Annotated in this window: 22 protein-coding genes; 6 read left to right on the top strand and 16 right to left on the bottom strand. The window is 33.8% G+C overall.

Going from position 1 to position 21,046, the window contains the following annotated elements; all coding sequences use genetic code 11:
* Window positions 1-19: 19 nt before the first annotated feature.
* The 3 genes from OCL94_RS11995 to OCL94_RS11985 form a co-directional block, all read right to left on the bottom strand.
* A complete protein-coding gene (locus tag OCL94_RS11995; protein WP_262997159.1) occupies window positions 20-1,078 on the bottom strand; it encodes an ABC transporter substrate-binding protein in 1,059 nt (352 codons plus the stop codon).
* Window positions 1,079-1,305: 227 nt separating this feature from the next.
* Window positions 1,306-2,022 (bottom strand): DeoR/GlpR family DNA-binding transcription regulator, encoded by a 717-nt coding sequence (locus OCL94_RS11990; RefSeq protein WP_262997158.1) that lies wholly within the window; start codon window positions 2,020-2,022, stop codon window positions 1,306-1,308.
* An 11-nt stretch (window positions 2,023-2,033) separates the two neighbouring features.
* On the bottom strand, window positions 2,034-2,855 hold the full coding sequence (locus OCL94_RS11985; RefSeq protein WP_262997157.1) for a metallophosphoesterase family protein: 822 nt from the start codon (window positions 2,853-2,855) through the stop codon (window positions 2,034-2,036).
* Between the two features lie 205 nt (window positions 2,856-3,060).
* Here OCL94_RS11985 and OCL94_RS11980 point away from each other — a divergent pair, with 205 nt between their 5' ends.
* Complete coding sequence (locus OCL94_RS11980) at window positions 3,061-3,438, top strand: 6-pyruvoyl trahydropterin synthase family protein (RefSeq protein WP_262997156.1); 378 nt, start codon at window positions 3,061-3,063, stop codon at window positions 3,436-3,438.
* A gap of 35 nt (window positions 3,439-3,473) precedes the next feature.
* Here the strand turns inward: OCL94_RS11980 and OCL94_RS11975 are convergent, their stop codons facing one another.
* From OCL94_RS11975 to OCL94_RS11960, 4 genes are all read right to left on the bottom strand, one after another.
* Window positions 3,474-4,352, bottom strand: coding sequence for a YwqG family protein (locus OCL94_RS11975; protein WP_262997155.1), 879 nt, complete (start codon window positions 4,350-4,352; stop codon window positions 3,474-3,476).
* 192 nt (window positions 4,353-4,544) lie between these two features.
* Window positions 4,545-5,912: a four-carbon acid sugar kinase family protein gene (locus OCL94_RS11970; protein WP_262997154.1), complete on the bottom strand. Its 1,368-nt coding sequence runs from the start codon at window positions 5,910-5,912 to the stop codon at window positions 4,545-4,547.
* Between the two features lie 2 nt (window positions 5,913-5,914).
* On the bottom strand, window positions 5,915-6,793 hold the full coding sequence (locus OCL94_RS11965; protein WP_262997153.1) for an NAD(P)-binding domain-containing protein: 879 nt from the start codon (window positions 6,791-6,793) through the stop codon (window positions 5,915-5,917).
* Window positions 6,794-6,827: 34 nt separating this feature from the next.
* A complete protein-coding gene (locus OCL94_RS11960) occupies window positions 6,828-8,180 on the bottom strand; it encodes a gluconate:H+ symporter (RefSeq protein WP_262997152.1) in 1,353 nt (450 codons plus the stop codon).
* Between the two features lie 127 nt (window positions 8,181-8,307).
* Here OCL94_RS11960 and OCL94_RS11955 point away from each other — a divergent pair, with 127 nt between their 5' ends.
* The 3 genes from OCL94_RS11955 (at window position 8,308) to OCL94_RS11945 (ending at window position 10,068) form a co-directional block, all read left to right on the top strand.
* The gene (locus tag OCL94_RS11955; protein WP_262997151.1) at window positions 8,308-8,910 is read left to right on the top strand and encodes a GntR family transcriptional regulator; all 603 of its coding nucleotides are present in this window, start codon (window positions 8,308-8,310) and stop codon (window positions 8,908-8,910) included.
* Window positions 8,911-9,134: 224 nt separating this feature from the next.
* Complete coding sequence (locus OCL94_RS11950) at window positions 9,135-9,518, top strand: TM2 domain-containing protein (protein WP_262997150.1); 384 nt, start codon at window positions 9,135-9,137, stop codon at window positions 9,516-9,518.
* A 64-nt stretch (window positions 9,519-9,582) separates the two neighbouring features.
* Window positions 9,583-10,068: a DUF805 domain-containing protein gene (locus OCL94_RS11945; RefSeq protein ID WP_262997149.1), complete on the top strand. Its 486-nt coding sequence runs from the start codon at window positions 9,583-9,585 to the stop codon at window positions 10,066-10,068.
* 27 nt (window positions 10,069-10,095) lie between these two features.
* On the opposite strand, the gene OCL94_RS11940 is transcribed toward OCL94_RS11945, so the two are convergent.
* The 4 genes from OCL94_RS11940 to OCL94_RS11925 all read right to left on the bottom strand — a co-directional run bounded on the left by OCL94_RS11940 (window position 10,096) and on the right by OCL94_RS11925 (window position 13,429).
* Window positions 10,096-10,653 (bottom strand): DUF805 domain-containing protein, encoded by a 558-nt coding sequence (locus OCL94_RS11940; protein WP_262997148.1) that lies wholly within the window; start codon window positions 10,651-10,653, stop codon window positions 10,096-10,098.
* A gap of 158 nt (window positions 10,654-10,811) precedes the next feature.
* A complete protein-coding gene (locus OCL94_RS11935; RefSeq protein WP_262997147.1) occupies window positions 10,812-11,786 on the bottom strand; it encodes an ornithine cyclodeaminase family protein in 975 nt (324 codons plus the stop codon).
* A 12-nt stretch (window positions 11,787-11,798) separates the two neighbouring features.
* Window positions 11,799-12,680, bottom strand: coding sequence for a sulfite exporter TauE/SafE family protein (locus OCL94_RS11930; protein WP_262997146.1), 882 nt, complete (start codon window positions 12,678-12,680; stop codon window positions 11,799-11,801).
* Between the two features lie 242 nt (window positions 12,681-12,922).
* Window positions 12,923-13,429: a helix-turn-helix domain-containing protein gene (locus OCL94_RS11925; RefSeq protein WP_262997145.1), complete on the bottom strand. Its 507-nt coding sequence runs from the start codon at window positions 13,427-13,429 to the stop codon at window positions 12,923-12,925.
* A gap of 161 nt (window positions 13,430-13,590) precedes the next feature.
* Between OCL94_RS11925 and OCL94_RS11920 the strand changes: the two genes are divergently transcribed.
* Together OCL94_RS11920 and OCL94_RS11915 are read left to right on the top strand one after the other, a co-directional pair.
* The gene (locus tag OCL94_RS11920; RefSeq protein WP_262997144.1) at window positions 13,591-14,883 is read left to right on the top strand and encodes an MFS transporter; all 1,293 of its coding nucleotides are present in this window, start codon (window positions 13,591-13,593) and stop codon (window positions 14,881-14,883) included.
* Between the two features lie 10 nt (window positions 14,884-14,893).
* Window positions 14,894-15,823 (top strand): ornithine cyclodeaminase family protein, encoded by a 930-nt coding sequence (locus OCL94_RS11915; protein WP_262997143.1) that lies wholly within the window; start codon window positions 14,894-14,896, stop codon window positions 15,821-15,823.
* A 68-nt stretch (window positions 15,824-15,891) separates the two neighbouring features.
* Here the strand turns inward: OCL94_RS11915 and OCL94_RS11910 are convergent, their stop codons facing one another.
* From OCL94_RS11910 to OCL94_RS11890, 5 genes are all read right to left on the bottom strand, one after another.
* Complete coding sequence (locus OCL94_RS11910; RefSeq protein WP_262997142.1) at window positions 15,892-16,062, bottom strand: hypothetical protein; 171 nt, start codon at window positions 16,060-16,062, stop codon at window positions 15,892-15,894.
* Between the two features lie 142 nt (window positions 16,063-16,204).
* Window positions 16,205-16,960 carry a hypothetical protein gene (locus OCL94_RS11905; RefSeq protein ID WP_262997141.1) on the bottom strand — a complete coding sequence of 252 codons (756 nt, stop codon included), beginning with the start codon at window positions 16,958-16,960 and terminating at the stop codon, window positions 16,205-16,207.
* A 578-nt stretch (window positions 16,961-17,538) separates the two neighbouring features.
* Window positions 17,539-18,447 carry a carbohydrate kinase family protein gene (locus OCL94_RS11900; RefSeq protein ID WP_262997140.1) on the bottom strand — a complete coding sequence of 303 codons (909 nt, stop codon included), beginning with the start codon at window positions 18,445-18,447 and terminating at the stop codon, window positions 17,539-17,541.
* Window positions 18,448-18,492: 45 nt separating this feature from the next.
* On the bottom strand, window positions 18,493-20,589 hold the full coding sequence (locus tag OCL94_RS11895; protein WP_262997139.1) for a KAP family P-loop NTPase fold protein: 2,097 nt from the start codon (window positions 20,587-20,589) through the stop codon (window positions 18,493-18,495).
* A gap of 94 nt (window positions 20,590-20,683) precedes the next feature.
* A complete protein-coding gene (locus OCL94_RS11890; RefSeq protein ID WP_262997138.1) occupies window positions 20,684-20,986 on the bottom strand; it encodes a nucleotide pyrophosphohydrolase in 303 nt (100 codons plus the stop codon).
* Window positions 20,987-21,046: the final 60 nt, after the last annotated feature.

Here is a 21,046-nt window from a genome sequence, read left to right as displayed (position 1 = left end):
CATCTCAATTCAATTGTTATTATTTAATCGAAGAACCTACTTCTTCTTGCCATTTTTGTGGTAATTCTTTTAAAGCTGCATCCCATGCTTTTGAATCTTTTACTGGTGTTACATTTTTGTACATATCATCAGGTAATAATTTCTTTTTCGCTTCATCAGAAATTTTTGCATCTTTACGGATTGGACGTGCATAACCTTTAGCTAAGTTATCTTGTCCTTCATCAGAAAGAATGAATTCACGCGCTAAAGCTGCTGCATGTGGGTTTTTCGCATTTTTATTAATTACTGTTGCATAACCACTCATAACTGATTTGTCAGATGGAATCGTTACTTCGAAACGATTTTTATCAACTTGATCACGGTAGTTTAATGCGTTGAAATCCCATAATAACATCACTTGGTGTTCACCTTTTTCGATAGAAGCAATATCAGGATCTGTTGTAATTAAACGGCCTTCCTTCGCTAATTTCTTGAAGAAATCAATACCCGGTTGTAAATTCTTTTCGTCACCACCAAATGCATATGCTGCTGCTAATACTGCAAATTGTGCCTGGTTCGCTTTTTCTACGTCACCGATTGATACTTTAAAGTCACCATTTTTAATATCTTCCCAAGTTTTAGGGGCATTCTTTACTGCTTTCTTGTCAGTCATAAATGACATCGTACCTGTATAGCCGATAACCCATTTACCATCTTTATCTTTTGCCCAGTCTGGAATTTCATCAAAGTAAGACGTCTTGTAACCTAATACTAAGTCTTTCTCTACTGCTAATGGTCCAAATGCAACACCAACGTCACCGATATCGCCCGTAGCATTTTTCTTTTCACTTTCAAACTTTGCTAATTCTTCTGCTGAAGACATATCTGTATCTTTATGTTTAATACCGTATTTCTTATTAATATCTGCCCAAGTTTCTTTCCAGTTCGCCCAAGTATCTGGCATACCTAACGAGTTAACTTGTCCTTCTTTTTTCGCTGCTTTCGTTAAATCTTCAATCTTCATACTGCTTAAATCAGAAGTTTTGCTGCTTGTTTCGTTACTGTTGCCACATGCGCCAAGAAGAACCGTTGCTGCCATTGCAGGAATTAATAATTTTTTAAACACGTTAATTGCTCCTTTAAATTGATAAGATGTTTAATACTCTTTCAATATATCAGCAAATTGTAAATTTAACGTTAAACAAAAGTAAAACAAACATTAATTTATGTAAATCAAATGTAAAACAAAAATAACAACAAAAAAATGCCGTGTAATCGGCATTTTCTTTGCTTTACAAACATTTAATTGTTTGAACAAAAATATTATTATTTCTCTGCATCCACAATGATTTGATTGAATGATTTTGTATCCGCAATTTTAAACGCACGTACTTTGCCAGCTTTCGTTTGATCCGTCAGCAAATAACTTTGCGCACTTTGTTGCATCATCATCTTGGAAACTTCTGTTTCCTCTAAATCATATTCCGTGACAACGTCGTCAGTATACCCACCGCATGAAATAAAGGCTTTATCAAAGTAGCATTCCGATAAGAACTTTAACGTGACTGCACCTTTTACTGTGTTTTGTTGATAATAAGAATTGCCGGGTGCCATAATCAGCTCCCCTTCAACTCTTCCTGTTTCTAACGCTTCGTTAAATTTAAGCGCAAACGTAAGAGACGTTGTCACTACTTTCAATCCTTTAATACCATAAAGAAATTCAGGAATATGCACTGTCGTCGTTCCACCATCAACAACAATCATATCATTAGACTCGATTAATCGCGCTGCCTGTTGCGCAACACGACGCTTCTCATCTTCATGTAACGCAAGTTTACGATGGTAATACAGTTCTTTACTATTACTTTGAAATGGAATCGCCGCCCCGTGGATACGAGAAATGCGTTTCTCTTCCTCAAGCTCTGATAAATCACGACGAATGGTTTCTTTCGTAACTTTAAGTAATGCTGATAAATCATTGACCGATATTTTACCGGACTGTTCAACTAAATGAACAATTTTATTTAATCGATGATCTTTCAATCGATAACCTCCTATTCAACGACAACTGAATTAATATGATTACCTTCAATAGTAATTAATCGTCCCCCTCTACGCAAGTGTCCATACGTATTGAAACCTGTTACGCGGCCGTAGTTAAGTTGAATACCATGGTATAGTGCCTGGAAATCATTATCATGATCATGCCCACAATAAATCGCTTTAATCGACGTATCATTTAATAATAATTGGCTGAAGAGCCCTGTGTTTAATTTCGGACAGCAAATCGATTCATCTTGATGACCTTCTGCAAGACCAAGTGCTTTCGCATCCTCATATTCTGGAATTGGAATATGAATGAACAGTTGTCCGACACCGTTAAAGTCTTTGTCTGCTGCAATTAACCAGTCAATCTGTTCATGCGTAATATAATCGTATTCACCAACTTTTAATGCATCGTAATCACCGGTATCGATAAAGTATAAACGATGTTGCACATCATCTACGGTCATATCGACATAATAACTCATTCGCTCTCCATGCATAATAGACGCTGACATGTCAGTGAAATGCGATAAACTGCGAATGACATCATATAACTTACTACGAGCAAAGTCACTCTCACTATCGTGATTACCTAACGTTACACCAAAAGGAATATTGAAATTATTAATGAAACATAAGACATCTTGAAATACAGTAAAGCTATTCGGCGTTAAACTCCATATCACATCCCCTGTTATCGCAATGAAATCAGGTTCATGCGTATCGATTAATCGTTTGATTAATGCTTTCGTAACGTTATCAATATCGTTTGACTCTGGTAATAACGCGCCGAAATGTAAATCCGTAAGCTGTAAAATTTTATACATCATAAAAACCCTCTCTTTTTGTTTTATGTCTGAATTGTATAATTCAAACATTAAGCAAAAATAAAGAAGGTGTGTAGAGTTTGTAAAATCGAAAATGCACACAACATATCATTTATCAAAATATTGTCATAAACATTAGCCATTAATACATAATAATCATGATACAATGGCTCAATCGTAAATTGTATCAATTGAAGGAGCATGTAATATGAAGAGATATTTATATGAAATAGAAAAGCAGTTCCATTTCTCAAGCAGTCATGTACTGAATGGCCTTCCTGAAGGCCATCCATGTGGTAGATTACATGGGCATAATTATATTGCAGTATTTGTGTTAGGAGCAGATGTGCTGAATGATTACGGCTTTGTCGTGGATTATCGTGCATTAGATAGCATTAAACGCTATATAGACGACACTTTAGATCACCGCCATTTAAATGACGTCTTATCCTTTCAGCCAACCGCTGAGAATTTAGCACATTATTTATATACGACTGCAAAATACGATTTAGATATTAAAGAAATCATTGAAGTGAGAGTATCTGAAACGCCGAAAACGTGGGCATCTTACAGACCCAATCATTAAAAAAGACAGGATTGCTCCTGTCTTCTCAATTATATTTATAAGCTATCCCATGTAAAGATATAATCATCGAATTTCATAGCTTTTAAATCTTCACGCTTCACCAATACATTGGCTGTACCATCATCACCCCAGGCAATCTCCACACCATCTTCTTCGTCAGAATCAATTTGAAGTAATAACTGATCATAAACGCGAAGCTCCTCTTCAAATTCTCTTGGATCTTCTTGAGCAAAGTACGGATACCCACCTAATTGATGTGCTGGCTGTTCTGCAATTAACGTTTCAAACACTGCTTCCATTAGTTCATGATAACCATCATAAATTGATTCAATCTCAAATTCTGGATTTATCTTATTCCATAATGGAACAGCTATATCTTCAAAACGATAGTCAACTGGTGATAACAATTGTTCATTCAAATCAAATGTAACATCATACGCCCCTTTGACAGGTAAGTGTTCATCTTCATATTCAAACTGTTCAACATACGTTTGAATTTCGCTTAATGTTAAATTCGTCATCACATCATCGATATAAACTAATTTCGAATTCTCAGTATCCGTTAACGATTCAATACCCATGCCGTACCCTTCATCGTGACCACTTATCCAGAATTGTAATAATCCTTTATTTGTCGGGAATACTGTTTGTGTATCAGGTAATTCACTTAAATTAATTTGCGCTAGTAATACCATTGGTTGGTGCTTCGTATCAAACGGAATATCTTCTAATGATTTTAAGAATGGCACGCCACCGATTTTACTTTGTTCAAGGCGTTCATCCTTCATCACCGATAAGTTCATGCGTAAATATTGGGCTTTTGGAATATCACTTTCTTGTAATGCATCAATAAACTTTTGATAAGCTGCTTGCTCGTCTAACGGTAAATCGCTTAAGTCTTGCATATTTAACATATATGAAATCCCCTTCCTAATTTTTACTACATGTTTATTATAAAATAAGTGTATTAAATTTACTAATTCTACCTCATTAAATATGCAAAAAAGCTGAAAATAAATTCCCAAGGGATTCATTTTCAGCACTCAAATATTAATAAATATTCTTCCAAGAATCTAATCTATTTAAACTCGATTATCCTAATCAACTTACTTCTTCAACTTCTCATACACTTCTCTTAACGTAGTTACTTCCCCAACATTTCCCGGGAAAACGACATATGGAATGCCGACATATTTGGCTTCTTGTCCTGTTAACCAAACTGGAATTCCTTTATCAATTTGGCCTAACACAAGTGCTTTCTTAATTCCTAATCCAATGGTTGCTACATCACTTGAAGTAATACCACCTTTAGCAATTATAAACCTTGGCTGAATTGAAAGATTTGAAACAATATCTACTAAACTCTCTGATATGAGTTTAGACAGTCGTAAATTCTCAAACTTATCATCAGTTCGAATAACGTCACGTGTCGTATATATTACCACATCTTTCCCATTCACTATAAGTGATTCAATCTGCTCTTTTATACTTGAAATATACGTTTTTAATGTTGTCTCATTTGTAACTTCTTTAACATCAAATTCTATTTTCTCAATACCGCTTGCAAGTAATGCTTCTAACTGTGCAGTCGTCTTCTTCACATGAGATCCCACAACAATTAACCCACCATTATCATTGAAATCATATGCTGAAGGATCAATGATTGTCCCCGGTGTCGCACAGATCGATTTCACAAAATCCGCTGCAGTTCTAAATAAGAATTTTTTATTTGTTTGTTCCAGGTATTCAAGTAGTACTGCTGTAAAGTTGTTCATATCCGCTTCACATAAAGCATCAACAATTACAGATTTAAAGTTAACAACTTCATCCAGCTTATCAAACATCGCTTGTTTATCACCACTTCGGATTAAATGCAGATCAAATAGCAATACATCTTCTTTTTTTACTTCACCGTTACTCTTTTCTTCCACATATTCCTGCATCGTATGTGCATTGTAACCAAACGTTGTATCATTCGCAAATTCCGTTTCTGCAGCCGGTACAAACGTTTCGCCTTCTTTAATATAATGAACCCCTTCAAATGTATAACGGTTGCCATCGAAGAATGCTGGTGCATAGAATAATCCATCAAAGTGTGTTACAGATGCTTCGTTTAACGTTTTCGGTTCTAAATAAGAATGTCCTCTTAAAGTAGAATCTCCACGACTAATAATTAAATAATCTTTATTTAGTGCTTTCGATACTTTATCGATTGTTTGAATCAATTGCTTATGAAGCTTAACTGTATCTTCTTCATTTAGTGCGCGTGAATTTGTCAGGATATAGAACATATTATTTTCACTTTCAAAGCCATCACGAATAGATGCTTCGTCAAAGCTTGTAATTACATATAAATCTTTGACAGTTTGTGTCCCCGTCGGATCGTCATCAAGGACTATGACTTTCTGATTTAATTTCTTTAAATCTCTTTTGAATTCAAAGTCTGGCTGTTTATTAAAGAATGTCTGAATCATCTTTATCCCTCCAAGCCATTAATTCGTTCTATATATTTGATGATACCAGAATGGTCATTCATGCCATTACCTAGTGATACTTCTGATTTATACATTTCTTTCACCATACTAACTACAGGTAATGTAATGTTATTATTATCGCAAGTCGATACTACATTCTTTAAGTCTTTAACGTTGATATTCAATGTGCCACCCGGCTGATAATCTTCAGCAATCATTTTAGGGAATTTCGCTTCCATTACTGCTGAACCCGCTAAACCATAACGAATCGCTTCAAACATCGCTTCTAAATCAATATCAAACTTCTTACCTAGTACAACCGCTTCACTAAGCGCCACAATATTTGTATTAACAATAATTTGATTTGCTAATTTCACTAAACTACCTGACCCAATATCCCCAACGCGAATCACCGATTTACTCATCGGTGCGATTGTTTCTTTAATATAGTCAAAGTCTTCCTCGTGACATCCTACCATCACCGCAAGTTCACCCGTAATTGCTAACGGCTCCCCACCACTGACGGGTGCATCCGCAAACTTAGCACCTACTGAACTTACTCGTTCTCCTATATATTTTGAATCATCTGGTGTTAGTGAACTCATGTCGATAACAAAGTGGTTGTTATTTAAATGAGCTATTAGTGATGTTTCTCCGTCTGTTAATACTGATTTGACTATCGCTCCGTTAGGTAACATTGTAATAATCACTTCTGTATTTTCTGCTATTTCTTTCGGTGTAGCTGCTTTTGCACCAAGACTTACAAGTTCATTCACTGCCTCAACATTTAAATCACTTACAAATAGTTGATGTCCTGCACTCACCATATGTTTTGCCATCGGACGCCCCATGATACCTAAACCAATAAATCCAATATTCATCTATAACATCTCCTGATTAATTAATTTTTCACGCTTATACAAATAAATCAAGTAACATAATAAAGCAAATTCCACCAACAGATACGATTGTTGATAACACAGTATAAATACCTAAACCTTCTTTCAGATTTAAACCTAAAGATTCTTTGATGATCCAGAATCCTGCATCATTAACATGACTTGCAGTAGCACTTCCCGCACCTGTAGCTAATGCGACTAGCTCCAGGTTGACGCCAGTTGCACCATGTAACGATGGCAATACTAATCCTGCTGTCGTTAACATTGCAACTGTACCTGAACCTAATGAAATACGAAGTAACGCTGCTACCATCCAGGCTAAGAATACTGGAGACATTGTTGAGCCTTCGAATAATTTAGCAATATAATCGCCAACATGACCATCAATAATAACTTGTTTTAATGCACCGCCACCACCGATAACGAGCAATAACATCCCCATTGAGTTGACTGCATTTGTAATCGTAGCACCAAGTTGTTTCGTTTGAATCCCTTGTTTATAGCCCATTGTATATAACGCAAGTAACACTGAAAGTAGCATTGCCATACCAGAGTTCGTAAATAAACGAATCACGTTAATGAATAAATTATTGTCAAAGCCAATCTGTTTCTGTGAAATATCGACAGCTGCACCAATCATCATTAACATCACTGGGAATAATGCTGTAAAGATACTTATACCAAAGCTAGGTAGTCTTTCAAACTTAGGTTCCTCTTGTGAAGCAAATGAAGATAATTTAATTTGTTCCATCGTAAATGCTGAAGGAATATATTTCATCGCTAATTTCGGGAAGATGAAAGCTGCAATTAATACCGTTGGGAATGCAACGATAATACCATAGATTAATACTAAGCCAACATTCGCACCGTACTCAGCAGATACTGCAATCGGACCAGGATGTGGTGGTAAAAATGCATGTGTTGCACAAACTGCAGTTGCCATAGGAATAGCTAGTTTCACTAACGGCATTTTAATCTCTCTTGCAATACTAATCACAATCGGAATGATTAATACAATTGCCACTTCCATAAATAAAGCAATACCAATAATAAACGAAGCAATTAAAATTGCGATTTGAATTCTCTTTTCACCGAACTTTTCAATTAAAGTATGCGCGATTTGATGTGCACCACCAGCATCGGCGATTAACTTACCTAATATTGCACCTAAACCAAAGATTAAAGCGATGTGACCTAGTGTGCCACCCATCCCTGTTTCGATTGTGGCAACAATCTTATCTAATGGAATACCGAGTAACACAGCAACAACCGCTGACGTCATAATAAGTGAAATAAAAGTATTTAACTTAAATCCCATAATTAAAATTAATAATAAAATAATTCCTAAACCAATGATTAATAACGGCATAAAAATACCCCCTTATAAAATGTAAACGCTTTATGTAACCGGTTGCAATCATTGTATACCAAAAATATATTTTTGTATACAATAAAATTAAAGTAAGTATTATATAATGTTTGTAAGAGGTGAAACGATGATCAATAAAACAGATAACTCTCTTTATAACCAAATAAGAGATGATATATTAAACGGTGAATTAAGCCAAAATGAAAAAATGACCGAAGCAAAACTAGCAGCTAAATATAATGTGAGTAGAACGCCTATTCGAGAGGTATTAAGACAACTTGAATATGAATATTTGATTAAAGAAAACTACATTCATGTGCCTGGGAAAGAAGAAATTAGAGATTTATTTGAAATGAGAATATTAATCGAAGTTCATAGTATTAAGAAGGCGATTCTGTTATTCCAGCAAAGTGATATAGATGAATTAAAAGCATTAATACACATCGCGAGAAACGGTGATTTCGAGGCGACTATGGCAGCTAATCAGCAATTTCACGAGAAAATTGTAAGTGCGACGAAGAATCCATATTTAAAGTCTACATATGATCAATTACATGCTGTTATATATTTATTTAGAAAGACAGTCGTAGAAAAAGAACGTCATTCATTGTTAGATGAACATGACGAAATAGTAGATGCCATTGAAAAAAGAGATGAGCAGCGCGCGGAAACATTAATAAAAGAACATTTGGAGAAAGACCTGGAGTTCGGGCTATATTATTTGGGGTGAGGAAAACTACATTATTAAACAACAAAGAGAAATACATCATTGAATAATTTAAAGATAATATTATTTACCCTTAACGAATTAGTATCTAATTGGAAATTATCTATAATTTATATTATTTTCAAAAACTAGTTGAAGATGCGGTTTTCTTGATGTAAAATTAAAAATGTAACTTAATACAATAAATTTTACAACTTATAATTTGTAAAATGAACAAGGAGCTTATTATGAACATTCAAGAAAGACAGTTTATTGAAACAAAAGTCATGACTCAAAAGAAATCTACTGGGGTAGCATATTTATTATGGTTTTTCTTAGGTGGATTTGGTGCGCACCGTTTTTATTTCGGTAAAACAGCATCAGCAATTGGTTTAATTCTTTTAACATTTCTTGTATCATCTTGGACGTTTGGTATTCCGTCTTTAATCTGGCTTATCGTTGATGCATTCTTAATTCCAAATATGATTAAAGAACATGAAGAAAACATACGACGACAAGCAATTGCAGAAGTACAATTATCAAAAGCGCATTCTTCAAATAATTTAGTTCAAGAAGAAACAGCTCCTATTAATGTAGAACAACAAACGAATACTAACTCACACGAAGTTTAATTGTCCTAACAGCCGATTATTTAATTAATCGGTTGTTCTTTTATTTCAAATTGAGGAGAGTATAATGAACACACAACAAAATGAAATTATTCATTACTACAAACTTTTTTGGACACGTGCATTAGACATTAACGGAAGATCTTCCCGTCAAGAATTTTGGCATCCTTACTGGATTAACTTTGTTATATCAGCATTGTTGGGTATACTCTCTGCTGGTACATTGAGTGCATTGTTTGCTTTAGCTATTATAGTACCTTCTTTTACTGTAACTGTGCGTCGTTTACATGATACGAATCGAACAATGCTACTTGCTGTTATTTCTCAAATAAGTAGCACAATTGCTGTCATCGCTTCAGTAGTATTTGTATTAAGTATTTTAGCAGCAGCATCTGCTCAAAATACAACGTTCTTAGGTGCTAGTTTAATTGCCGGTTTATTTGGTACTGCAGTCGTTGGTATCATCTATATTTATACAATTTTCGTACTAGCGCAACCAGGCAACAAATATCCGAATAACTACGGTGATGGTGGTAGTTCAATTAAAGATTAAACGACATAAATAAAGCTTCGAAAATAATTACAATCTGTAATTTTTTCGAAGCTTTTTTATATTAGATATAACATTACTCCCTACCTTCACTTCGCCAACCGGTTCTCCCCACTTATTCGGGCCGTGTTGTGAATCCAGGCAGCCTAGCACAATGATACATATTAATATTATTGGCATGCCAACTGTCGTGAAAAACATACCGAACGAAACAAAAAAGGTCAAAAATAATATTCCAATCGCAATTAACACAAAATACCCACTCGCGCCGATATCATGTAATCGTCGAACAGATAGCGCGATGAACGGATACCATATCCAAATTGAAAAAATAAATCGAAGAAATAATAAGGCGTATATTAATGGCAATGTAGATCCTACTTGGCCGTCTTCAGGACCAAATAATGCGTAAAATCCCATAGTAAAGGCAATCATAAACGCACCGTAAAACAAGTACATCAAGATTTCTAATACAATATTCATAATAAATGCTGACCAATATTCTTTTTGATTTGATCGTCCTTTTAATGTAAAGGCATTCCCATAATATTCTTTAATCATATGAAATACACCAAATCGTCGTTTCATCCCCGTATTCTCCCCACAATCCCTATGTATTTTTAAAAATTCTACACTTCCTCTTCACGTTTCTAAGTTGTAATTTTATTTTAAATGAATACACTATTTAATTCAACAAATAACAAAAAAGCCCAAAACACTAATGATTGTGTTTTGAGCCCTTAATTTTATAATTCAATGCCATGCTCCATCTTATAAGCTTTAAATATTTTAGCAGCTGTCACTACATCTAATACCGCTGAGCCGACTGTTTTGAAGATCGTAATTTCTGTATCATTTGTTCTGCCTTTAATATCTCCGTTAATCAATTGACCAAGTTCTCCATTAATAGCGTCTTCCGTAATATATCCTTCTTCAAGCGGCTGAATAAAGTCTCCCGCTTCTCCTAACACACCGTCCATCGTATCAAATATTACAACATCAGCGCGTTTAATCATTTCACGTGGTATTTCACACATTTCTTTCGTATACGCGCCGACACCATTAATATGTGCACCTTGCTTTACAAATTGAGCATCAAATGTTGCGCGTTTACTTGTCGTAACAGTCGTAATAATATCAGCATCTGTCACGCATGCTTCACTTGTTTCAACGGCTCTTGCTTTCACACTATATTTATCAGTCATTTCATTCGCGAACGCTTGCGCTCGACTGAAATCAATATCAAAGATTCTCACTTCTTCAAGATCACGTACTGTAATCATCGCTTCAAATTGACTTTCTGCTTGTCCACCTGTACCAATCAATGCACCAATCTTTGCATCATGTCGTGCTAATAAATCCGTTGCAGCACCTTGTACCGCACCTGTTCTTAATTGTGTTAAGTAAGTCCCATCAATAATGCCATCGACAATACCTGTCTCTGGATTCATGACGATCATTGTTGCCGGTACACTCGGTAACCCTTTATTAATATTATCCGGATAAACTGACACAATCTTAATCCCTAGTGCACTTTCATCACCTTGCACATAGCCTGGCATAAAGAGTGCCTGTCCGTTACTTTCAGGTACATCAATATTCGTACGTAGTGGTACATTCGCAAGTCCTTTAGAATATTGTGCTAATGCTGCTTTATCTGCTTCGATTGCATCTTGCATCGTAAATATTTGTTTCACATCTTCTTTAGATAGATTTATCATATCAATCACCCTTTATGCCATTTTTGTTTTATTTCGATTTTTAAATTGTGATTCTAACATTGTATATGCGCTATAAAGTAGTACCACAATAACAACCCATTTCAACATATACGTATCAAGCGATTTCACTAAGAATACAGCTGATAATACACCTAACACACCAAATGTAGCAGCAAATAAAGTAATCTTTCTGCTGTAATGATGTAACTTAACAAATTCAACACTTCCTACCGGAACAGAGAATGTACAAGCACCCATCATAATTGGAAATGCTGCAACGGGATCCATACCCATCAGATAAACTGTGACCATTGTTAATGCATAAGACCCGATACCGATATTATTTAATGCACCGAAGACGAATAGTAAGAAGCCAGTCAGTATTAATTTAAATCCATATAACTCTGTTGCTGTACCATTAGATGTAATCCAATTCATTTGACCTGCAAAGATAAGAAACGCTGCAACGACTAAACCAAATCCTACAAATAATTTAATTGTTTCAGCTGGCAGTTTCACTACAAATCGTGGACCAATGTATGCCCCAATGACCTGACAAATGATACATACTAATAATGTTTTAATCCCCACATTAATTGAGCTAATATAACAAACCGCCATCACTGCTACAGGAATCACACATTGTGTATTTAATGTCCCAGGTAACTTCTTAATATCGACCCATTTCAATTTGTCGTACAATACTGTTCCGATAGCAAAGTCAGAAATACCAAATGTAGATAAGAAGAACATAATAAATGAAGTGAAAGGTAATGCTTTAGCATTAGCAGGTTCTTCTTTCATTGCCTGCATATTGGCTGCTACATCTTTTGCAAAGAAAAATAAAAAATACATGTTGACTAAGACAATTGCGACGATTAATGCTGTAACCATGATAATTCCTCCTGTTTTTGTGATTTCATTCACATAATATTTTAAAAATTTTTGCACCACTTAAATTCATCTATAATTTAGCATGATTTTGATGTATTGCCTATAGGTTTTCAGACGAAATTATGGCGTTTTTGTGAATTGATTCACAAAAATGAAAAATAAAAAAAAGTAGAAGCCATGCTAACATGCCTTCTACTTATCAGGTTATGTAGTTATAATGTTTAAAAAATAATAAACACGCTCTATCCACGTTCATTCACCACTAAAAACTCAACCTTCTCATTGGTGTGATTGTACCAGTAATGCGCTTTCGTCGCTTCATACATCAATGATTCACCTGGGTTTATTTCCACAATTTCATCATCAATCGTTAAAGTTAACGTCCCTTTCAACCCGTACACAAATTCAAAGCCACTATGTCTAACATGGTCAATCTTCGTCTTCCCCGGATCAATCATTACTTTAATCGGAACAAACGGCGTTTCTAATTCATTAGACAATCGTTCATACTGGAAGCCCTTATTCAGTTCAACGACTTTCTTACTTAATGACATCTGGTTATAGAAGAACTGGCTTGGATGCACTTCTAATGCATCTGCAATTAAACGAATACTCGCCATTGTTGCATCGCTTTTATTCGTTTCAAGCAATGAAAGAAATGGGATTGAAAGCTTTGTTTTATCAGAAACTTTTTGTAACGTCATCTTTTTACGCTTTCTGATTTCTCTAATGTTATCTCCAATCGACATGATCGTTCCTCCCGCTCAATACAACTATATTAATAGTGTACAACAAATAAAGTGGATATAGTGAAAATCATTATTAAAAAATATAATTGACAGAATATTCTTTTAATTAATATAATATTTTTAAGTGGTATTTAATTTTTTAATTACAAGGGGGAAAGGACATGGAAAAGAAACTAGAAAAAAAGGTCTTAAGTGCGAGTCTAATCGGCTCATCAATTGAATGGTTTGATTTCTTTCTGTATGCATCCGTCGCAAGTATTATCTTCAGCAAACAATACTTCGTGACTGATGATCCTACCATTTCAAATTTAATTGCTTATTTCGGACTCGCATTGTCATTCTTTATTCGACCTTTTGGCGGCATTTTCTTTGCGCATATCGGGGATAAAATGGGGAGAAAGAAAACGTTAGTCATGACATTATTATTAATGGGGCTCGCAACAGTCGCAATTGGCTTTATTCCAAATTACGAAACGATCGGTATTGCTGCACCACTCTTATTGCTATTATGCCGCTTGATTCAAGGTTTAGGCATTGGCGGTGAATGGGGCGGCGCATTATTATTAGCCACTGAATATGCACCTCCAGAAAAAAGAGGTTACTTTGGTAGTGTGCCTCAAATGGGTGTAACGATTGGCATGGTACTTGGTTCGTTAGCCTTTTACATGATGACTGCCGTGACGACAGATGCACAATTTAATAATTTCGGATGGAGAATTCCATTCATTCTGAGTGGTGTATTAGTGTTCTTCGGATTATGGATACGCCAAGGATTAGATGAAACGCCTGACTTTAAAGCGATTCAGGAAAGTGGTAAAGCACCGAAAGTACCTTTAATTCATACGTTGAAATATCATTGGAAAGAAGTATTGATTACGAGTGGCGCTAAATTTGTAGAAACAGCACCTTTCTATATCTTCGGAACATTTGTCGTCGGCTATGCAACTGAAAAATTAGGCTTAAAATTTGAAAGTATTATGTTAATTGTCATGGCTTCTGCAGTATTGACTACAATATTAATACCACAATACGGGAAGCTGAGTGACAAAGTTGGTCGAAAGAAATTATACTTAATAGGTGCATTCGCGATGCTGCTATACAGCTTTCCGTACTTCTGGTTACTTGAACAAAAGTCTACAATCGCAGTGTTCATCGCAACTGTGATTGGTTTAAGCGTTATCTGGTCACCGATTACTGCAGTGTTAGGTACAATGTTCTCTGAAGTATTTAATAAAGAAGTGCGTTATACTGGCGTAACTTTAGGGTATCAAATTGGTGCAGCATTAGCAGGTGGTACAGCGCCGATGATTGCAGAATATTTAATGGGGACATTTAACGGGTCATACGTTCCGGTAGCTGTTTATATTATCATCATTGCGATAATTTCAATTATTTCAGTATTATCCATTCAACATCAACAAGCGGAAGATTTAAAGCATACGACTGTTAATTAGGAGGTTCGTCATGAAGTATTATAGTGATCAGGATATTGAAGCATACTATACAATGCAGGATGCTATCGATGATGTAAAACGCGTATTAACTGATCTAGTGCAAGGCAGCATTATTAATAAAGAACGTACGGTAATAGCAATGCCTGATACTAAGGATACGATGCTGTATATGCCATGCGTGAATACCAACAGCAACTATTCAATATTAAAAACAATCTCGATATTTCCGAATAATCAGCAGCAACCCGTTTCACAAGGGATTACAATGTTAACTGAATTAGAAACAGGTAGACATATTGCATCGCTTGAAAGTAGTTATTTAACGCGACTCAGAACGGGTGCAATGAGCGCTATCGCGACAGATTATTTATCTCGTAAAAATGCAGCAACACTTGCCGTCATTGGAACTGGCGGCATGGCGTTTGAACAAGTGTTGGGTGTTCTAGCTGTGAGAGCAATTACGAAGATTTATCTTTATAATCGCACTGAAGATAAAGCATATCACTTTAAAGAACGTCTAGAGAAACAAGGCGTGGAATGTGATATCATCGTAGTTGATAGTGAAGCCATTGCTGTAAAAGATGCTGATATTATCAACTGTGCGACGCGATCTGAAGCAGCTGTATTTCGCTATCAGGATATTCAACCACACGTACATATTAACGGTGTAGGTTCTTATTTACCTGAAATGCGTGAGATTGATATCGAAGCCATTGAACATGCGAAAGTTATCGTTATGGATGATATTGAAGGCGCGCAACATGAAGCTGGAGAATTTATTCAAGCAGCGCAGGATGGCAAATTTTCATTTGCGCAAGCAGTCGCGTTGAAAGATATCGATAAAGTAGCTGATACGCGTGGCATTACCATATTCAAATCCGTCGGTGCAGCTTACTATGACCTGGCAGTAACCGTTGGTGCGTATAAGAAATTAACTTAATTTAAATGATAAAAACACCTAACGATATTGAATCAATTGTCGTTAGGTGTTTATCATTGAGGTTAGTATTAATCTTCTTTTCTAACACCTTTAAACGGCGTACCATCACTTTTAACATCCATGAATCTACCTGTTTTCGTATCACGTTTAACATATTGCCCAGTCTTTGGATTAAATACTTGTGATCTGTCTTTTACTTGCCCTTCTCTACCTTTACCCGCTTCTCCGTTTTTAGCCATGATGTAACCTCCAGATTTTTATTTATATATCATGAGGTAATTTTATCACTTCGGTTACAATTTTCCTATTAATATGGTGGTGGCAGGGGGAAATGATTGAAATATAATAAGTTTATGACTTAAGAGATTGAGAAAGTACTAACTATTCAACTAATTTCACTATCCCTAAATGTTCCTGAACGACTTCATAATCATCATATTTCGCCAATATCTTGTCTAAATCATTATCCTTTTCATCAATATAATCCTGTAATTGAATCATCACTACAATTATTGCAATTATTCTGCGATCACTCACGCCTTCTGGAATATTCGTTAATATTGATTTCATTTCATCATATAATTGATCTGGTGATTGTATCGTGTCCATCAATGCTTTCACATGACACAATATATACGTTTCAGTAATCTCATTACATGTCTTTGCAATAGTTAAAAATCTTCTCATCAACTTTAAACGCTGTGTTGCCTCAAAATAACGTAATACCGTTTCAGTGATATACAATAAATATTCATGTATTTTCATGAGATGTTGTTCCATATTGCCAAATTCTGAACGTCCTATAAGTGACAGCGTCGCAATTAATGCATCCATCATCCACTCATAATCTTTCTCCTGATAATGAATCTCTAACTGTGCCATCAATAAATGTTCGATATCTTTGAGCATTTCCTTCTTAGCAGTCTTACTTTCCAATTCATCTTCATAACGCGTTACAAGTGATTCCAGTTCATAAATATATTGCGTTGTTGATAGAGAAACCATATGATTAAATACTTTAAACTCCTCATATACTGCTGGATGTTTCTCGCATATTTGACGTACAAACGTTCTTAATTCTTTCGCTTTCATCGTTTTTATTATTTCATGAAGTTCATCCTTAGTGATATTATCCATTGGTCACCTCTAATTAATATATTAAATAAACGATAGTAAACATGATTCATATATCATTTTATCACTGCGCTTGACCATTTTTAAATCCCTTGTAATCTTTAAAAAAGATATTATTATCCTTACCTCCCCAGCTTCCTATACCTACACTTTTACATTTTATAATTTTTCCGATAATATTCTTGAAATATTCTAGTTAAACCATTATTATTAGCAATAAGGAAATAAACTATATGTTTGTAGACCCTACATTTTCGATGTAGGGTTAAGTTTTTTATAAGCCCACAGTCAACTAGATTGCGGGCTTATTTTATTCAGTAATTTGATACTATCTCTCACCTAATCTGCTAACATATGGTAAAACAACATTCATCCTAATTTAATACGCTAATATACAGAAAAAACCCAAAACGCATCAACTTAGTGTTTTGGGCTTGTAATTAAATATGTAAGTATCCTCGACTTCAGGGCGGCTACGATTATACGTAGCTTATGTTCACTACCGATAGATAGCTTGGTCACGCGGTCTGAAGAATTATGAGTGATACGGTTTTTATTATAACACGTAAAATTACATCATTCTACATTAAACTGTCTTTCAATAGTTTGCGTAGTTCATTAACATCAGTCTCATTTAAATTCACGCCATTACGGCTAACAATCTTACTTGATACATGATTCCCGAAACGAATCGCATCTGATAAATCATAGTCGATAGTTAATGCTGCTATCACACCACCGATATGACTATCTCCTGCACCAACCGTATCAACGACTTTAGCCTTTACACCTTCAATATAGTGAAACGCACCATCATAGAAACAAGCACCTTTATCACCAAGCGTCGTTATAACGATGTTATTCGTTCTTTTATGCATCTTTATAACCGCTGTTTCTAAATCCTGTTCATTTGTTAAAGCCTTAATTTCTTCTTCGTTGCAATGAATTATCGGATTTAGACCATATACCGCTTCTAATCTCTTACTATCAATCAAAGTCCCTCGAGGTCCCGGACAAAATATAACTGTACCATTAACATTATTCAATGTATTAATAATCAATGGACCATCACGTTCTTCGATCTCCAGACCACAAATATAAATATAATCAAAATCATCAATGTTTAAATGATTTAACCAATCCGGATTGAATGTATATTCTACCCCATGATGCGATATAAACGTACGCTCGCCAGATTGTTCTACAAAGCAGTAACAACAGCCATTTGCCTCTTCAACCATTATTTCAGGCGTCATTCCCTGTTTCAATAACTCAGACTTTACAAATTCACCATAAATTCCTGTACCAACAGGTGAAATAAAAGTATGTAGTAAATCCAAACGATGCAGAACATTCGCCACATTATACGCACAACCACCGACACTCATTAACTGTTCCTTAACATGAACATCCCCTGCCGTGGTTGGTAACTTATCAACATAAATCATAATATCACAAACTGTAGAGCCGATGATTAGGGATTTTTTCAAGATAGGCACCTCACTAAACTATTTTTATGAATTATCATAATATCCTTATTTGTTTTTATTGTGGAACCATAAATATTGATAACCTACAATATTTTTATTATACCAATCATCTTTTAGTTTTGGATATTCTTCGATTTCTGTATCACCCGTTCCTAATTCTTGAATTAAAGCTTCTAATATTTTATCTGCATCAAATCTTTCATTTATTAAATTATAATGTTCTATATCCAAATCAGTTAATCTCTCTTCATAACCTACAATACGAGGTAAGTACAAAGTAATCAAATCAAAAACATAGATAGAATTATGGTTTAATATATTGTTAATAAAACTTCTAAACTCCTCTTTTTCACCATACAAAGACCAAAACCTAAAATATATTGATAAATATTTCAAATTGAAAAGTTCGTCAATCGGCAACGGGATTAAATCGTTTTTAATTCGACCAGCTAATGTTCCACCTAATTCCTTTACTTCTGAATTTGTAAACGCATTTTTTTCTGGGTATTGAGCAGTTTCTTTTCTAAACCAATAAAAACTTTCAGCAATAAATTCTAAATTTTGGCCATCAGATATAAATTCTTTTGCTAATTCATATCGTTTGTTACTATCATTAATCTTTAAAAATAAATCTGAAGATAACATTGCAAATTCAGTAAAATCATTTCTTTCTAAAAAAGCAGTATTTTTATACTCTAAATCCATTATATTCTTTTCTAAAAAATTTAATAATCTTGGCACATTAGTTTCATCTAATAAATCTATTGATTTTCGTAATTTTGTGGCAAACGATAATTTATTTCTAGGTGTTATTATTTCCTTTATATAAATACCCAATACAATATCATCATTATTTCTACTTAGTAAATCAAAAAATTGATCTATATTATTATCACTTATTTCAGTATCCAATAAAGAATAGCTAAAGTATTTTTCGAAATAATCAGGATTACTAACTCTTTTATTAATTCTATTATTACTCAATATATTATTGTTATCATTTTTTAAATTAGGAAATAAATAATAAGTTAATTTTTTTAACTTTGTTATTTCAAAATCTTTTAAATGATTCATTTTTTGAGTTACGATAGCTTCGAATTGAGAATTTTTGTTTTCCAAATCCATTGAGTTAAAGTAATTTGAGTTATAGAAGAGAATTTTATTTGATATATATATATCATAAAGTTGTGGTACAAATACTTTCACCCCTTCAATTAAAAAGAAATCTGAATAATGCACTTCACCTTTAATGAATGATGCTACAAATTTAATATTATTAATATATCTCAATACTTGACGAGGAGAATCAATAAAATGCATCAAATATCTAGAAAAATTATATGTAAATTCATGCATTTCATTATCCGTTAAACCCAAAGATTCAACCTGGATAATTTTATTTAATTCAGTGTAACAAAATTGTAAAAGTTGTTCTTCTCTAATTTCTGGTATTTCAATTGGAAGATTAACAATCTTCTCTAAAAAGTTATTTCCATATATTTCATCACTCATATAATTTTGATTTAAAACTGAAGACACAATATTTTTATCCATAGCTAATAAAAAATGAATATTTTCAAAATCAGATACTAACTTTATTAAACGAAATAACGATAATATTTCATTTTTATCTAATCTATCTATATCATCAATTACTATTAATATCTTTTTTCTACTTAGTTTAAGATATTTTTGAAGATTAATTTTTAATACTTCCAAATTAGAAGCTTTAAAAAATACTTGTAGTCCCGAAACATATTTCTCAGCATTAAACATTTTTGATAAAGGTTTTATACTATTTTCAATTAATGATCCAATTTTTTCTCTTTTATTAATTATTGAAAAATCTAGATGCTCTCCTAAATCTATAAAAAAATTTCGGATTAAGATTTCTTCATCTGGGTATCGCCATGGATTAAATTTATATATGATTATACTCTCTTCATTTTCTAAATTTTTTTCAATAAAATTTAGAATAGTAGTTTTACCATAGCCCCATCTCCCATAAAGTCCAATAATTAAACAATCTTTTTCATTTCTTTTTTTTAACATGTCGGCAATTCTATTTGAAAAAACTTTTCTATTAAATAAATCTTTCTCTATTTCATCTAAAGGTTTATCTGCTGATATCGAAAAATTCATATTATATTTCCTCTTATATTATGACTTAGTGAATATTTAGAATTTTGGGTATTTTATCTAACTGCATTTTTAAACCGCTATTGACATCTAATATTTAATGATTATTAATAGGATACTTTTCAGCATTTAATTTCATTTTCATTTTTATTATTTCTTCAATATTAAAATCCATTTCTTCTGCTAACTGAATACCGTAAATAAATATATCAGCTAATTCTTCAGCAATATTTTGTCTATTTTTTATTACAGCTTCTTCACTTGATAACCATTGGAAATTTTCAAGTAATTCTGCCGCTTCAAGGTTCAAAGATAATGAAAGATCTTTAGGATTATGAAATTGATTCCAATTTCGCTCTTCTCTAAATTCATTAACTAAATCTATTATTTCTTGATTCATTTTTACCACATCCTTTTTTTCTATTATATAATAATTAATAAGTGACTTAGGAGGAAACTA

The organism is Macrococcus capreoli, assembly GCF_025628935.1.
GTDB classification, from domain to species: domain Bacteria; phylum Bacillota; class Bacilli; order Staphylococcales; family Staphylococcaceae; genus Macrococcoides; species Macrococcoides capreoli.
Note: the sequence above shows the minus strand (reverse complement) of the source record. Positions and strands in the feature narration are given on the sequence as shown.